This is a genomic window from Imperialibacter sp. EC-SDR9, assembly GCF_902498805.1.
Taxonomy (GTDB): domain Bacteria; phylum Bacteroidota; class Bacteroidia; order Cytophagales; family Cyclobacteriaceae; genus Imperialibacter.
The window spans coordinates 23,804-39,689 of record NZ_LR701608.1 but is presented as its reverse complement, the minus strand read 5'-3'; the positions used below and the strand labels follow the sequence as shown (position 1 = coordinate 39,689).

Annotated in this window: 12 protein-coding genes; all 12 read right to left on the bottom strand. The window is 46.9% G+C overall.

Going from position 1 to position 15,886, the window contains the following annotated elements; genetic code table 11:
* Positions 1-2 precede the first annotated feature (2 nt).
* On the bottom strand, positions 3-536 hold the full coding sequence (locus GC130_RS23270) for a DUF4136 domain-containing protein (protein ID WP_152000770.1): 534 nt from the start codon (positions 534-536) through the stop codon (positions 3-5).
* Positions 537-712: 176 nt separating this feature from the next.
* The gene (locus tag GC130_RS23265; protein ID WP_152000769.1) at positions 713-1,279 is read right to left on the bottom strand and encodes a gluconate 2-dehydrogenase subunit 3 family protein; all 567 of its coding nucleotides are present in this window, start codon (positions 1,277-1,279) and stop codon (positions 713-715) included.
* Positions 1,280-1,290: 11 nt separating this feature from the next.
* Positions 1,291-2,991 carry a GMC oxidoreductase gene (locus GC130_RS23260; protein WP_152000768.1) on the bottom strand — a complete coding sequence of 567 codons (1,701 nt, stop codon included), beginning with the start codon at positions 2,989-2,991 and terminating at the stop codon, positions 1,291-1,293.
* Positions 2,992-3,140: 149 nt separating this feature from the next.
* Positions 3,141-3,500, bottom strand: a complete 360-nt coding sequence (locus GC130_RS23255; RefSeq protein WP_152000767.1) for a hypothetical protein — start codon at positions 3,498-3,500, stop codon at positions 3,141-3,143.
* A gap of 2 nt (positions 3,501-3,502) precedes the next feature.
* Entirely contained in the window at positions 3,503-4,276 is a 774-nt protein-coding gene (locus GC130_RS23250) for a LytTR family DNA-binding domain-containing protein (RefSeq protein ID WP_152000766.1), read from the bottom strand.
* Positions 4,277-4,280: 4 nt separating this feature from the next.
* Positions 4,281-4,853, bottom strand: coding sequence for a sensor histidine kinase (locus GC130_RS28715; RefSeq protein WP_193217965.1), 573 nt, complete (start codon positions 4,851-4,853; stop codon positions 4,281-4,283).
* Positions 4,854-5,353: 500 nt separating this feature from the next.
* Positions 5,354-6,769, bottom strand: a complete 1,416-nt coding sequence (locus GC130_RS23240; RefSeq protein ID WP_152000764.1) for a fasciclin domain-containing protein — start codon at positions 6,767-6,769, stop codon at positions 5,354-5,356.
* A gap of 172 nt (positions 6,770-6,941) precedes the next feature.
* Entirely contained in the window at positions 6,942-9,491 is a 2,550-nt protein-coding gene (locus GC130_RS23235) for a M14 family zinc carboxypeptidase (protein ID WP_152000763.1), read from the bottom strand.
* Positions 9,492-9,562: 71 nt separating this feature from the next.
* Positions 9,563-10,174, bottom strand: coding sequence for a TetR/AcrR family transcriptional regulator (locus tag GC130_RS23230; RefSeq protein WP_152000762.1), 612 nt, complete (start codon positions 10,172-10,174; stop codon positions 9,563-9,565).
* 65 nt (positions 10,175-10,239) lie between these two features.
* Complete coding sequence (locus tag GC130_RS23225; RefSeq protein ID WP_152000761.1) at positions 10,240-13,413, bottom strand: efflux RND transporter permease subunit; 3,174 nt, start codon at positions 13,411-13,413, stop codon at positions 10,240-10,242.
* A gap of 12 nt (positions 13,414-13,425) precedes the next feature.
* A complete protein-coding gene (locus GC130_RS23220; protein ID WP_152000760.1) occupies positions 13,426-14,484 on the bottom strand; it encodes an efflux RND transporter periplasmic adaptor subunit in 1,059 nt (352 codons plus the stop codon).
* Between the two features lie 16 nt (positions 14,485-14,500).
* The gene (locus GC130_RS23215) at positions 14,501-15,871 is read right to left on the bottom strand and encodes a TolC family protein (protein WP_152000759.1); all 1,371 of its coding nucleotides are present in this window, start codon (positions 15,869-15,871) and stop codon (positions 14,501-14,503) included.
* Positions 15,872-15,886: the final 15 nt, after the last annotated feature.

The following is a 15,886-nucleotide window of genomic DNA, read 5'->3' as shown; positions in this document are numbered from 1 at the left end:
TATCATTTCTTCTCTTTCGGAGGAAACTTTCTCAACACTATTCCAATTCCTTTTCGAAGGTTCTTCTCGGTCATTTGAGGATTTAGTTCCAGATAGCGGTTAGCGCTGGAGCGCCAAATCATTTGGCCTGTTTCCCTGTCGGCAATGTCCATGATAAGTGTGCCTTCCAGAAAGTAGTAGACGTCTGACTGATCAACCGGGTCGAGTTGCAGAAACCTGTCTTCCTCAAACCTGTACACATTGGTTTGCCTGTTCTCCACGGTCACGTGAAAATCGAGAAGGAGGTCAGGGTTTTCGGCGTCGTAGCTGAAGCCCTTTTGTTCCATTTCTTTGATAATGGCATTTTTAAGGTTGCTAACAACAGCGCTGTCGTTCATGTAACTGGGGCCGGTAAAGGTGAACTCACACCCTTGCAGCCAGCAAAAAGTTTTGTACCGGCTAAAATCGGCCTGCCTGTCGAATGAAGTGCTGACCTTAGTGGCGCATCCGCCCAGTGCCAGGCTCAAAAACACGATCCATGCGATTAACTTGATCATTGGTTTTGCTTTAGACCCCAACTTAACGAAGTGCTGGTGGCCATTGAATGACAATTGTCAACTCAATACATGCCTTTTGTTTGCAATAGGGAGCTGGCAAAAAAGCAGAAAGCCAGGCTGTTCACCGGGCTTTCCATATCCAAAATCATAAATTTCAAATCAGCAGTCCAAAATTCTTAAGTCGCCCAGGTTTTTCCCACTTCTGAAAATGGAATGCATCCTTCGTACCTGCCGGGGATGGCTTCATAGCGGAGCACTTGCGTGGCACCAATCTCTGAGGTAAAGAATCCAAGCAGGGTTAGCTCTTTCATAGACAAAAACCATGGTCTTTCACCCCCACCTGCACCGCTCAGTGCGGCGGAGTTTTCAGCTTTGATCACTTCCAATTGCTTGGCAGCGTCCAATTGGCTGAAAGGGTCACCCTCTTTGTCTTCCACCTTTTTGCTGAAGGCAGCCAGGCCATCCATGAATTTCTTCACGTCGGCAGGCTTGTATACCTCATGCACCATTTTTTCAATGAAAGCAGGCACTCCGGCATCTTTGGCGCCGGGTGTGCCAGTGGCTGGGATGATGGTTTCGGCAATGGCCTCCAGTTCTACGGCCTGCTCTTTGGTCACATACTTCGGCGTCCAGTAAAGGCTGGGCTCTGCTGTGCATCCATTCAAAATACCCAGTATCGCAGGAGCTGAAACAGATGCTCCCATGAAAAGGGCCGTCTTTTTTATTAGTTCTCTTCTGTTCATGGTTGTTCTGTTTACAGGTTTTGCTTTTTCATTTCCTTCACAGCATAATCGGCCGCTCTGGCAGTAAGTGCCATGTATGTAAGCGACGGATTTACGCAGGAAGCTGAAGTCATGGCAGATCCGTCGGTAACGAACACATTTTTACAGGTATGCACCTGGTTCCATTTGTTCAGCACTGAGGTTTTCGGATCACGGCCCATTCTGGCAGTCCCCATTTCGTGGATACCCAGTCCAGGCCCGCCGGCGTCGTCGTAAGGTGTGACGTTTTTCATACCTGCTGCTTCAAGCATGGCCACGGCCTGCTCTTTCATGTCCATCCGCATTTTTAGCTCGTTTTCTTTGATCTCGCAATCAAAAGTTACGGTTGGCATGCCCCACTTGTCTTTCAGGTCGTTGTTCATCACCATCTTGTTTTCATGGTAAGGAAGCATTTCGCCAAAGCCAGTGAGACCCATTCCCCATTTACCAGGGGTCATCATCATTTCTTTGAGCTGTGGCCCGACTTCCATTTCGGCAACGCCTCTGCTCCAGCCATCACGGCTGCCACCACCCTGATAGCCGTAGCCTCTGATGTAGTCCTGCTTGTCGCTTCCGATGTTTCTGAAACGTGGGATATAGATGCCGTTCGGTCTGCGACCTACATAGTATTCATCTTCGAAGCCGTCAAAATCAGCCCTGGCACCCACACGGAAATGGTGATCCATCAGGTTGTGCCCAAGCTCGCCGCTGTCGTTTCCAAGTCCATTCGGAAATCGATCCGAAATGGAGTTGAGCATGATAGACGTGGTGTTGATAGTAGAGGCATTGAGGAAAATGATATTGGCAAAATACTCCACTGTTTCAAGCGTTTCTGCATCGATCACCCTCACGCCAGTAGCCTTTCCTTTTGCCTCATCGTAAATCACCGAGTGAACGATGGAGTTAGGCCGGAGTTCCATATTGCCTGTGGCCTCGGCAGCAGGTAGCGTTGAAGCGTTACTGCTGAAGTAGCCGCCGAAAGGACACCCTCTGATACACAGGTTACGGTACATGCACTTGTGGCGGCCGTTGTGATCCTGCGTAATATTGGCCGAGCGGCCCATGGTCATGATCCTGTCTTTAAAGTTGGCTTCAATGCCCTGCTTGACGTGCTTTTCGATGCAGTTCATCTCCATTGGGGGCAGATACTTTCCGTCAGGCAAGCCAATCCAGCCATCGGCAATGCCATTTACGCCGATGTATTGCTCTGCGTAGTCGTACCATGGTGCCATGTCGGCATACCTGACAGGCCAGTCTACTGCAATTCCGTCTTTTGCGTTGGCCTCAAAATCAAAATCTCCCAAGCGGTAGCTTTGCCGACCCCACATGATCGACCGGCCTCCAACATGGTAGCCTCTGATCCAGTCAAATCTTTTTACTTCTGAATAGGGCTGATCCGTATCCTTGATCCACCAGTGTTTGGTAGAATTTTTTACTGTGTAGCCCGTTCGGTTCTGCTTCTCGTAATCTTTTTGCTCTTCGGCAGTGATTCTGTCGCCATTTTCAAGCTCCCAGGGATTCAGGTTCATCGTTGGGTAGTCAGCAACGTGGCGCACCATTCTGCCTCTTTCCAACACCAATGTCTTGAGTCCCTTCTCTGTGAGCTCTTTGGCCGCCCACCCACCACTGATGCCGGTACCTACAACGATGGCATCGTAGCTATTCTGCTGTTTGGCTTTCAAATTCAAGTTCATGGAGTATATTTTGTAGTTAAGTAAGAAAATTATATCCTTAGATATAATGCGATTCTTAAAGTAGTAAACTTTTAGACTTGAACCGAGCCTTTTTCAATCAAAAGCAGGGGCTACATCCACTTATTATGATATATGGTGATTTGTTAGGGTCATCTGGCGGATGTGGTTCTGCGTTTTTTCCTCTCCCGGATTTTCAACGAAGCAATCATCATTGCTGTGCCAGTCGCTCCGGTTGCTCCTCCGGCGATTAACAAGACTTGCCCGAGTTTGTCGTTTTGCCGACCGAGCATGAGACCTCCGGCAATGGTGACAGTGTAGCCGATGGTTGAAGTGATGATGCCATTCCTGAGTTTTTTCTGAGACTGTGAGACTTGCCAGTTAAACTCATCAACCTCAGTTCTTAGCAGTAGCACTTCTCTTTTTAGCGAATCAAAATCTGCTCTGGTTTGCCCTGATGCCATAGTTTGAAAAAAGAGGAGGCCGATAGTCAATACGAGAGTGTACTTCATGGTCAATGATTTAGCCAGTTCTTGAATGAGTTTACTTTTTCCCTACTTACTATCATAGGTATCTCCTGAAAGGCTTTAAGGTGAATTTCCAACCGCTGGCGGGGGTGCGTACGAATCTCATTAATCGACTCGAGCGAAACGATTGTTTTTCTATTAATACGGTAAAACTTTTCGGGATTGAGTAATTGTGTTTCCAATTCCTCCAGCGTGTAGTCCAGGACAAACCTTTTGCCGGAGTTGTGCTCCAGCATGTACACGATTTTATCGTCGGCATAGAAGTAAGCTATCTCTTCCACGGCTTTGTAGTGGAGTCTATTGCCATGCTTTGCCATGAACCTTTTTTTGTAAGGGCTTTTGACCTCCCGAAGCAAGTTTTTGAGTTCGGAAAGGTCAACCATGTGTTTTTTGTTGCCAGAGCCGAAAACGTTCTTGTATTTATCGAGGGCTTCCTCCAGCTCTTTGTATTTGACAGGCTTCAAAAGGTAGTCAACACTATTGAGCTTAAACGCTTTAAGAGAATACTGGTCGTAAGCGGTGGTAAAAATGATCGGTTTCGTAGAACTGATGTGATCAAAAATATCGAAGCTAAAACCGTCGGCGAGTTGTATGTCTAAAAAGAGCAGGTCGGGCTGTTGTTCACTGCTTCGAAGAAACTCGACCGTGTCTTTAACGGTGTCAAGACGATCCATAATTTGAATGGACTCGTCGTACGTGATTATCATTTCTTCAAGCCTTTCTACGGCCAACTCTTCATCTTCAACTATCAAAACTTTCATTGTGTTATGCAGTGATTTCAATGAGTGGAACCTTTATTGTAAAAAATCCATCTGAAGAGTCGATAATCGGCCCCCTGTCGTTGATAAACCGGTATCTGCTTTTAATGTTTTCCAGCCCCACTCTGGTTGATGGTTCTTTGACCTTTTTCGGATTAAGATTATTTGAAATGACTATAAAGCCTTCTTCGTCATAAATCTTAATTACCAGGGGATCCCTTTTTGAGATGATATTGTGCTTGATCGCATTTTCGATTAGCAGCTGTAAGGTTGATGGCGGAATAAACAACCCTTTTTTTGATTCAGCAACATCGCTATGAACGATCAGACTGTCGTTGAAACGAATTCTTAACAAGTAAAGGTAGGAATCGAGAAATTGCATTTCCTCTTCCAATTTTACCACTTTATTGTCTTTGGTGGACAATAGGTATCGGTATACATCCGACAATTGACTGATAAACTGAGAGGCCGTGTCTGCATCTCTGTAAACCAGCGTAGACAGTACGTTGAAACTATTGAATAGAAAATGAGGGTTAATCTGAGAACGAAGTGCCTCATACCTAGCCTCTATGCTTTCCATTTTAAATTGGTCTGCCTCAGCTTGCGTCTTTTTTAGTCTTTGATTAAAAAAAACAATCGTGTTGATACAGTAGAGAAATAAGTTAATTCTAAAGCCAAAGCTGAGTGCCAGCTTGGTCTCTGATATTGAAAGGGAATGTCGTAATATACGTTCATCGATTACCACAAGCCCCCAGCAGATAGAAATGACAAGGCAAAGACTTAGTAAAAATTGAACCAGTAAAGGGTGGATGACCCAATTTCGAAAATTAATTGTTGGGTTGAGTTTTTCAATCAGCCTATTTCCCTCCCAAATAAAGAGCACGAGAATAAGGATGGTACCGAAGAATATCCATTCAGGGAGTTCGGTTGAAAATAGCCTCTGGCCTTCGGTGAATTTGATATTCAGGTATGAATACGCCGAAAGAAGTAGGATAAATAGATAGCGATGCTTGTAGGAGAACATATTAGAAGAAAACCGACGTGTGCCCCAAATGTTGGAGACGCACGTCGGAAGTCTGTTTAAGGGAGGATCACTTTATCAATTACGTGGATAACTCCATTAGTGGCCAGTATGTCGGTGGCCGTTATATCGGTTATACTAGTGCTGCCATTGTCATCAATAGTAGCTGTTGTGGGATCCAACTCGAAAGTTCCACCGTTGACTGTGCCAACTGTTCCAGATGTTAAGTTGGGTAGGTCGGTAGACAGTATCCGTGCACCTGATACCACATGATAGGTGAGAACGGCTTGCAGAGTAGCAACATCGATCTCGTCAACACCAGTTACATCTAGTGCTTCGTAGAGCGCTGCGAAGGCTACGTCTGTGGGGGCAAAAACTGTGAAGTTACCATCAGGATCACTTAATGTTGCAACCAGGTCAGCTCCACTTGGATCGTTGGATACTTTCACCAGAGCGGCTACCAATTGTGTGAACTCGGGGGTGCCTGCCTCTGTCGAAGCAATAGCTACCTCTACAATGTTTTGAGTAGGAGGGACAAGTGTTCTGTCAACAACATGAACAACACCATTGTCTGCTGAAATGTCGGTGGCTATTACTTGTGTGGAGCCGTTGATGAATACACCATTTTCATTAATGCTCAAATAAAAATCCCCACCAAGGGAAGTTACTGCACTGCCTGTAGCTGGCAAATCAGCTGCCGTTACTTCTGCACCAAGAACATGATAAAGAAGGATTGGTGTTAGTGCGTCAGCGTCCAGGCCATCAATACTGGTTATCCCTGCTGCTTCGAACGCTTCATTCGTAGGAGCAAAAACTGTAAATGAAGCGTCTTTGTTGATAAGTGTGCCCACAAGATCAGCCTTCACAACAGCCGCAGTCAAAATGGAAAAGTCTTTGTTAAAATAAGCAGGTTCCACTACAGTATTCACGATACTTGCTTCCAGTGATGGAACCAAAACAGCGTCAACAATATGTACTATACCGTTGGAGGCTTCTACGTTAGCTGTTACTACATTGGCTCCATTGATAGTGACGCCGCTGCCAACGCCTACTTCGATGCTCTCACCGGTAAGTAACGTACCGGCAGTTTGGCCGTCGGTTAAATCAGTAGACGCCACTTTTGACGCCAAGACATGATATTCCAACACTCTTCTCAACACTGGCTCAGGTATATCATCGAGGCTTTCCTGGCCAATTACCCCAAGAAGGGCAGTGAATGCTGCGTTGTTTGGCGCAAAAACAGTGTACGTTCCGTCAGCTTGAAGAGCCGAAACCAAGTCAGGAAATTTAGTAAGAGCACTTACAAGAATTGAAAGGTTGCTGTTACCCTGGGCAATGGTGACAATATTGTCCAGCATCACCTCGTCATCGTCGTCGTCGTTGCACGACGTGAAAGTTAGAGCCATCGTCAATACCAAAGCGAGACTGACCATTGGCTTCCAAATGAAATTTTTTGAATTACTTTTATTTGTCATTGCACTTAAAGTTTAGTTCAAGTGCTTAACAAGGCAAATCAAAGAGTGGACAGACCAAATGGAGTGAAGGGGCTAAATTACCGGAGTGAACTGTTGGATTAATAGCGTGAAAGGGAGGAAGCATTTCTCCCCCTTTCACTCTATTCAGCCTGCACAAAATGCCGATTCGGCTTTAAGGCACCGAAATGGTGCTTCCAAAGAACAGCGCATTCAAAAACAGCTTGTTGGTGCCATACCAGTAGCCTCTGAAGTTGCAATTGTCGGTAAACAAGATGGTTCTGCCACGCCCACTACCATCCAGCAGTATTGAAGGAGAGTTTTTCACCTTTTCGACATTAGAAGGTGTGACAAAACCGGCCAACCATGGTTGAGCGGTGTACTGCGCCGCTGTCCTGAACGGGCTTTCGCTTGGTTTCAGAAAGATAGAGCTGTTCCGGTACACCGGCAGTTTCTTTGAGGTATAACCAAAGGCTATGGGGTTTGTTAGATCCAAATCGGCTTCGAATATCACACCGCCGATGCTCTGAGCACCGTAGTAGTTGCGGGCATCTTCATAGTCCATTCTCCCCGGAGTTTTTTCGTCTTTGCTTTCTGCCAGTTTTTCTTTCACCAGGCCTTTGGAGATGGCCCATTGGGTAGCCCCTTTTTGGGTAATAAGTGTCCCACCACCACGAATCCAGGCTTTCAGGTCTTCAATGAAACTGTCTGACACATCATTGTATCGTCCGTTGACTAAGATCACGGTGTTGTAGTCTGAGAGCCTCACCTGTCCTATGTCGCCTTTGTCCACTTTTGTGATGGGCATGCCGATTTTGCTGTCAAGTAAATGCCACACTTCGCCAGCCTCATAAAGGAATATTCCTTCACCGATAACCATCAGCGCTTTGGGCAGCGTAACGGTTTCGAAGCTTCTTGAGCCCAAGCCTACTCCTTTGTCGGTGTAGCCGGTGGCCGTTGCATCAAAGGACAAGCCTGAGAGCTCACTCGCTTCCTTTACCAGTTCAAAGAGTTGTTCGGGGTCTACATTCTGATCAGCAACTGACACGAGTATCGAGCCATAGGAGTAGTTTTTTTCGGCTCCCTTCACTATGGCTGAAAAAGGCTGGTAGGCTACTTTGGCAAAAACGCCGTTTTTCAGAAGATGATAAAGTGCCTTTGGTGCCGCATATTCTCTCCAGTCAAGAATATAGGCATAGGTTGCCTTTTCCACAGTTGGCTTTGCTGATGGAACTGCTGTAAGCTCTGCACCAAGAGCAGGTGCTTTGGCTTTGATTTCAGCATGTGGTAGCCCATAGGCCAGTATCATCGTCCACGTGGAGGCGTCGTAAAATACAGAGTCATCGTATTGTTTCACCTTCTCAAAAACAGAGCGCACCATGCGGTACTGCTTCTGGTTGGTAGGTACTAGGTAAGATTTTCCACTTTCGAAACGCTGCCCCGACAGGGTTTGAGTTGTAGGATTTTCGTACACCTTCACGTGGTGCTGAAGCAGAAGGTCGACAAAAGCATTGGTTCTTCCGCTGTCAAAATTGTCACCAAACACATAGGCTTTGATTGGGTCAGCTGCTCCCTGCTTCACACTTTCTTCGAAGAACTCTTTCATGTGGCGCTGGAATGTTTCTTTTTCCTTTACCACACCTTTCACTGTCGCCAGGCTGGTAGCCACATGGTTGCGAATGGTGAACGCAAAGGTGATGTCCTTAGTGGTGGTGTGCTGCAAATGCCCACGGCTGCTGGCTTGCTCAAAAGTAACACCAAGCCCCCCGTGGATGTCGGCGTAAGTAGCTCCATAACCTGGGTAGGAGTTGTCGTACTGCTCTCTTAGAAAATACAAGGAGCCGAGGTCGTCCATGGACTCATGAAAATACTTGGCCATGACAGGATTCAATACATCATAGTTCTTGCGGCCAACAACGGGATTTTCAGAGCCATAAGGTTTGGTTGGTTCAAAGAAATAGGTGCTGTTGGTGCCCATTTCGTGAAAATCAGTCACCATGTTGGGGTACCACTTTTGGTGCCACTTGATTCTGTTTTGGCTTTCAATGTGAGCGAGCGGAAGCCAGTCACGGTTGAGGTCGTACCAGTAGTGATTGGTGCGGCCGCCAGGCCATACTTCGTTGTGTTCTCTGTCGATAGCGTCCGCTACTGGTGGAAAGCCCTTGTGCATATTGGCCCAGTTAGCGTGGCGATCACGGCCGTCAGGGTTCAGCGATGGCTCGATGAAGATCACTCCGTTTTGGCGGTATTGTTCGGCCTCAGGTTCGTTGGAGGCTACCAGATAGTAGGCTGTGAGCAGGGCAGCTTCTGCTGAACTCGGCTCGTTGCCATGCACATTGTAACCCAGGTGAATGATAGCAGGAATTTTGCTGATGTCAGGCATTGGCTGGGTTGGGTCGGTGAGCTTGAGGTGCTCTGTGCGGATAGCTTCAAGTCGACTAAGGTTGGCCGGGCTGGAGATGGTAAGTACCACCTGTGCCCGGTGTTCGTAGGTGTAGCCAATATTTTGAACTGTAGCTCTGTCGGACACTGCCGCCAGCTTCTCCATGTAGGCTACAATATTATCGTGGCGGGTGTGCCAATCGCCGATGGGATAGCCGAGAAACTCCTCCGGGCTTGGTATGCTTGAGTCAAAATTTCCGTGCTCCGGAAAGAAATACTCGTTTTGGGCCTGAGCTAACCCTGTTAATGAAAAGGCAAATAGTAGTAGAAATATACGCTTCATAACCGTCTTGTCATGGTGAATATCAAAGTTACCATGACTGGCAACGGCCTCAACGTATTTGGGATGAGTGGTTATTTTATAGCACCTATTCTTTCAAGCTCGGCGATGCCTTCGGCGGTTGAGATGCCACGAAGAAAGATTTTTTTGATTTCGTCAAATGCCGACCGGGTGGACATAACCGACGAATAGGGCAATTGGAGGATAAGGTTTCGGACATTGTTTTCCCAGAAACGGGAAAGGAATAGTGGGTTAAGATCGGACAGAATGTGGCCTTCTTTTTTGCCGCCTTCGATCAGCTGGATGAAAATTTGGTCGATGAAATCCTCTTTGTGAGATTCCCATATGCTATATACTTCTCTATGGTGCTTCTCGATTTGAAGAATGACTCCACCAGGGATTCGTTCCAAAACCGCCCTGAAATGGTTGATAAAAAGAAGTAGTTTGTGAATAGAAGACTCGTCACCTTCGATTATCGTCGATAACATCTCCCTTTGCTTCTCCAGCATGGTAGAAAATAACTCGCTAAGCAAATGCTCTTTTGCAGGAAAATACTTGTAGATCGTCTTCTTGGACATACCCAGATCCCTGGCCCATTCGTCGACGGTGTCCAGCCGGGTAGGCTCTGTCAGGAATTTCTCCAGCAGGTAGCTGATGATTCTTTCTTTGGTTTCGTTTGCTTCCATGTACTAAAAAATAAGGCGGAGTAGAGCCATGAAACTCCTTAACTCCGCCTATCCACCAACCAAACTTATGCGTGAATCAATTCTTCAATGTGCTTGTCTTCAACACCTTCGCTTTCGTCAAGCTCTTTGGCATAGTCATGGCCCTTTTTATCTAATCCGAATCTTGCCAGCACGCTGTCGACTATCTGGTATGCTACAGGTATAACAACCAGAGTAAGGAACATAGAGCTGATCAAGCCACCAATGATGGCCCACGCCAGGCCATTTTTCCACGCAGCACCTGGGCCGGTAGCGATGGCAATCGGAAGCATGCCTATCACCATCGCAATGGTGGTCATAAGAATGGGTCTGAGACGTTCCTGAGTAGCTTCGACCAGGGCATCCTTCGTTTTCATACCCTTCTCCTTCAGGTGGTTAGTAAAGTCCACCACCAAAATGGCATTTTTCGCTACCAGGCCTATCAACATAATGATACCCAGGATGGTAAATATACTGAGCGTGTTCTGGGTCATAGCAAGTGCCAGCAGGGAGCCAACCATGGCTAATGGAATGGAGAACAACACCACGAAAGGATAAACATAGTTATCGTACAAGGCTACAAGGATTAGGTACACCAGCAGGATGGAGGAAGCAAAAGCGATCAAAAGGCTTGAGAAAGCTTCGGATTGGTTTTGTGCATCACCGCCGAACTCATAGCTTACCTCCGTCGGAGGATCGAGTTTCGCCAGTCTTTCTTTAATCTCAGCAGTTACAGTACCTGAGGGGCGACCTATTACCTGCGACTGCACAGACACGGAAGTAATTCTGTCCTTTCTTTCCAACCTTGACGGGCCTGTACTTTCCTTGACCGCAGCAAACTGATCCAGCCTGATAAGTTGCCCTTTGTTGTTTACAAGGCTGAGTGCTTTGATATCGTCAATGCTCTTTCTGTCGAAGTCGTCGAACTTGATATTGATATCGTAGTCGTACTCTCCCTGACGGAATTTTGCATCGTTATTTCCGTTGAAAGCTGTTTGCATCGTGGCACCAACCATTTCAAGCGATAAGCCAAGCGAAGCCATTTTGTCACGATCAACAGCCACAAATATTTCAGGGTTACCAGCTTCCACCGACAGTTTCATTTCTGTGGTGCCCGATACTTTCTTCACCTCTTCCAACACTTTGTTGGCATACACCATCACACTGTCAAGGGTAGGCCCTTTCACAATGATATCGATAGGTGCCTGGTTGGCCGTGCCCATGATGGAAATCGGTGTGGTCTTGATTTTGGCTTCCGGCACTTTGGCCTCCAATTCATTTTTAAGTAAGCTTGCCAGGATATTGCTGGAGTGCTCTCTCTGATCTTCAGGCACAACCTTTACGGTAATTTCTGCGGCATAGGCCGTTCCCTGTGCAGAGCCACCCACACCACCGGTAGACTGCTGACCGACAGTGGTAAACAGCGATGTGATTTCAGGCTTTTCTGCCAGAATATCTTCAATTTTTCTGGTGGCAAGGTTTGTCTGTTCGAGGGTGGCATCTTTAGGCATTTCCACCTGAACGATGAACTCACCCCGGTCACCTTGAGTAACAAACTCAGCGCCAATGAAACCCATTGGAACCAGCGCTACGGCTGCCACGAAGAGAACGAAAGTAACGGCGATGGTCACAAACTTATGACCAAGGGCCCACACAAGAATTCCTTTGAGCCAGCTCGCAAACCCGTCAATTCCTTTTTCGAAACCAAGGATAAATCTTCCAAAGAGGTTTTTATTAGAAAGGTGCTCGAGTTTTGAAAACCTGGAGGAAAGAAGTGGGATGACCGTAAATGAAACCAGTAAGCTGAGCAGTGTGGAGATCACAACTACTATCGAAAACTGCTTCATCAGGTTAGAGATAAGACCTGAAGTAAGGGCGATTGGGAAGAACACCACCACAATCACCATGGTGATCGACACTACGGTAAACCCGATTTCTTTCACACCGTCAAAGGCGGCCCTTGCCCGGCTCTTGCCCATTTCCATGTGGCGATAAATATTCTCAATCACCACGATGGCGTCATCCACCAGAATACCAACGACGAGGGAAAGCGCTAGTAGCGTCATCAGGTTCAGTGAGTAGTCCAGCAGGTTGATAGCAATGAACGTCGAAATGAGCGACAGGGGTACGGCAATCATTACGATAATGGCATTTCGCAGCGAGTGCAGGAACAATAGCATCACAATTGCTACGAGAATGATAGCGATAAATAAGTCGTGTATTACAGAATCAGCTGCTTCCAGAGTGTATCCAGAAGAGTCGGAGGCAATACTGAATCTCAAATTGTCGCCGGCGTATATTTTTTGAAGCTTGGTGATTTCGGCATTCACCAGACGGCTTACCTCCACGGCGTTGGCATCCGATTGCTTAAGAATGGAAATACCCAGTGAGTTGACCCTGTCCACACGGGTAATCATGGTAGCCTCTTTCTTTGTGTCCTGTACTTCGGCAATATCTTTCAGTCTCACAGGAGCGCCGTCCACCACAGTCACCACCAGGTTGCGCATCTGATCCAACGACTCATATTTACCAGCCAGGCGAACAAGCACCTGGTCTTCACTGGTTTTTATTTTGCCTGTAGGGAAATCAAGGTTGGCATTTTGAATGAGCTGCGACACCTGAAGGATGGAAAGGTTGTAGGCATTCAGTCTCTCACGATTAATGTTCACCCTGATTTCACGCTCTTCACCGCCAATGATGTTGATTTGAGCTACACCTGGGATACGTGCCAGAGCCGGCTGTATCCTGTTTTCCACTACATCGTAAAACTTGGTTGCCTCCATATCAGCAGTGGCTCCCATTCGCATAATGGGGAGGTCATCAAAGCTGAACTTGTTGAGGGCAGGCGCTCTTACGTCCTCGGGCAGGTTGCCCATAATGGTGTTGATTTTTCGCTGGGCCTCTTGCAGGGCCAGGTCAACATCTGCATCGGCTTTTAGCTGAATCACAATGATGGATACCCCTTCAATGGAGGTGGTACGTAGCTGGTCGATGTTTTCCAGAGAAGACAGGGTGTTTTCCAGCTCTTTCGACACTGAGTTCTCCACTTCATAAGGAGATGCGCCAGGATAAACTGTGCTTACTGTTAGTATTGGAGGGCTGAACTTTGGGATCAGCTCATAGTTGAGTGAGAAGTAGCTGATAGCACCCAGAAAAATCAGGATGGTAAACAGCACCACTACTAGTGAGGGTCTCTTGATAGATATTTTAGTAATTTCCATGATTGCCGGTGCTTAGTTTTGTAGTACTTCAATGACATCACCATTGCTCAGGTTGATCTGGCCGCTGGTGATCACCGACTCACCTTCTTTCAAGCCCGCTACAATAGCTACCCTTTCGCCCACCGAGCTTCCAGTGGTCACAGACTTTAGCACAGCCTTGTTGCTCTCATTCACATACACCTGGGCGTGGTCAAGACTGCCAATGATTGCATTTCTGGTTACAGTAAGCTGGGGAGTCACATCTCCTGTGCCAAATTGCGCCTGTGCATACATGCCAGCTTTCAGTTGTTCAGTTGAATTGTTGACCTCTACTTCCACAGGGTAGTTCAGGCTTGCGTCGGCTTTTACGCCAATGAAAGCCACTTTGCCTTCAAATGTCTTGTTGGGAAGAATATCAGAAGAAACAGTGACGGCCATCCCTTTTTGAATTTGGAAAACCTGTGCTTCTGTCACTTTCACAACTAGTTTTAACTTGCTCACGTCAACAATGTCAAACATTTTCGCACCTGCGTTCAGATAGGAGCCGACTTCGATGTAACGGGCATTCACGGTGCCTGCGAACGGCGCTTTGATGCTCGAGTCTTGCAGTTTCCTCTTTGCATTTTTGAGCCTTATGTCAGCGTTGGTGTAGCCAAGCTTGGCGTCTTCCAGTTGCTGAGAGGTGATGGCACCGCCTTCAGCCAGTTTCTCGTACTTTTCAAGGTCAGCTTTCATTTTTTTGAACGCTGCCTCTGATGCAACTACCTCGTTTTGAAGCAGCTCATGATCAAGCGTTGCCATAGTTTGAGACCTTGAAACCTTGTCCCCCTTCTCGGCATTGATTGAAACTACCCTGCCCGAAATTTCAGAAACAAAGGTGAGCTCTCTGGTTGGTTCAAAGTTTCCGAAGGCAGCAAAGCCATCTTTCAGCGACTCCATTTTAGCCTTTTCCACCCTCACGGCCACGTAGCCGTTCGATTGCTGAGCCAGGCTGGTCAATGCGGCGGCCTCTTCCTTGTTGCCTTTCAGCACCCACACAATACCGCCAATGATGGCAAGCACTACTACTGTATTTATAATGATCTTTTTCATCTTCTTTGTCGATGTGTTATTGATTGACTAATGATTTGATATTTCCTTCTGATTTGAGGAGTTGGAGTTCTGATAGTCTGTATTGTAAAAGGGCAGATGCATAGCCTAGCTGAGCGTCTGTAAGTGCTGTCTCGGCATCTAGCAAATCTGACAAAGAAGTGACTCCTTCGCTATAAGTCTGCTGACCTTCATTATAAACTTCCTGCGCCAGGGCTACGTTTTCCTGCTGAGCGAGGAGGCTTTCTCTGCTTGTTCTGATGGTATTCAAAGCGTTGGCCCTTTGCAGGTTCAACATTTTTTCTGTTGACCTCTTATCTTCCTGTACTTTCAGCAAGTGAATTTTTGACTGCTGTATCTGGGCGTCTTTTCTGAAGCCGTCGAAAATAGGGATGCTCAGTTGAAGCCCGATTGATGCATTGTCGTACCAGTTGAGTGTGCTGTTTTCTTTTGACTTGAAGTAGTCAAAGTTGTTGCCCACGCCATTGTAGGCATACTGGGCTGTAAACGCCAGAGTAGGAAAGTAGCCTGACTTGAAGCTTTTTTCTTCCAGGCTGTACAGGTGCTGCTGTGCATCGAGCAGGCGGTAGGAGGTCAGGTCAGTTACTTCGGAATCGTCAGCTAACTGAACCTGACCGGGCATTTCAGCTGGGTTTAATCCTTCCAAGCTAACATCCTGCACAAGAGGGATGCCAGTGTAATACTTTAGCAAATTCTTTTGTTGCGACAAGCCATCGCTGATCCCCTGAGCCTGTGTTTTTAGGTTGGTCTGACTTACCTTCAGGCGACTCAAATCGGTTTTCTTTACAAAGCCCGCATCTACCTGAAGTGCTACCAGCCGAACATTTTCTTCCAATTTTTGCAAAGTACTTTCCAATTGCTCCAATTGATGCTGGGTAATCAGCACCTGATAGTAAAGCGAGGCCACTTGCTCAATCACTTGCTCCTCAGTAAGTGACTTGCTCAGCTCATAAAATTCTTCGCTGGCCTTGGCGGCTTGAAGTCCGGTGAACACAGATTGGTTGAAAATCTGTTGGGAGGCTGAGGCGGAAGCAGCAAAATTATACTGCGTACCAATTCGCACCTGTGAAACAGTACCCGGGTTGCCAGTAAATTCGCCAGGCAAAATAAGCACGGGCAACAATAGGTTATCAGTCAGATTGGCGTTGCCATTGAGTTGTGGCAAAGCTTGAGCCTTCACCTCCCTTACTTTTTGCTGGCCTTCCAGGATGCTGAGGTCTGCTTTCCGTATCTCTACATGATGCTCAAGCGCCAGCCCAAGTATTTCCTGCAGGCTGTAATTTCCATCCGACGTAGCTTCTTGCGCCAGCACTGGTTGGGCAATCCAACTTGCTGCTACCAACCCCACACACATTATTATTCCTTTCATTTGATTCGTTTGGTT

Bases quoted from the DNA above. Each gene is read 5' to 3' on its own strand.
- GC130_RS23270 (WP_152000770.1), bottom strand. From the start codon at position 536: ATGATCAAGTTAATCGCATGGATCGTGTTTTTGAGCCTGGCACTGGGC.
- GC130_RS23265 (WP_152000769.1), bottom strand. From the start codon at position 1,279: ATGAACAGAAGAGAACTAATAAAAAAGACGGCCCTTTTCATGGGAGCA.
- GC130_RS23260 (WP_152000768.1), bottom strand. From the start codon at position 2,991: ATGAACTTGAATTTGAAAGCCAAACAGCAGAATAGCTACGATGCCATC.
- GC130_RS23255 (WP_152000767.1), bottom strand. From the start codon at position 3,500: ATGAAGTACACTCTCGTATTGACTATCGGCCTCCTCTTTTTTCAAACT.
- GC130_RS23250 (WP_152000766.1), bottom strand. From the start codon at position 4,276: ATGAAAGTTTTGATAGTTGAAGATGAAGAGTTGGCCGTAGAAAGGCTT.
- GC130_RS28715 (WP_193217965.1), bottom strand. From the start codon at position 4,853: ATGGAAAGCATAGAGGCTAGGTATGAGGCACTTCGTTCTCAGATTAAC.
- GC130_RS23240 (WP_152000764.1), bottom strand. From the start codon at position 6,769: ATGACAAATAAAAGTAATTCAAAAAATTTCATTTGGAAGCCAATGGTC.
- GC130_RS23235 (WP_152000763.1), bottom strand. From the start codon at position 9,491: ATGAAGCGTATATTTCTACTACTATTTGCCTTTTCATTAACAGGGTTA.
- GC130_RS23230 (WP_152000762.1), bottom strand. From the start codon at position 10,174: ATGGAAGCAAACGAAACCAAAGAAAGAATCATCAGCTACCTGCTGGAG.
- GC130_RS23225 (WP_152000761.1), bottom strand. From the start codon at position 13,413: ATGGAAATTACTAAAATATCTATCAAGAGACCCTCACTAGTAGTGGTG.
- GC130_RS23220 (WP_152000760.1), bottom strand. From the start codon at position 14,484: ATGAAAAAGATCATTATAAATACAGTAGTAGTGCTTGCCATCATTGGC.
- GC130_RS23215 (WP_152000759.1), bottom strand. From the start codon at position 15,871: ATGAAAGGAATAATAATGTGTGTGGGGTTGGTAGCAGCAAGTTGGATT.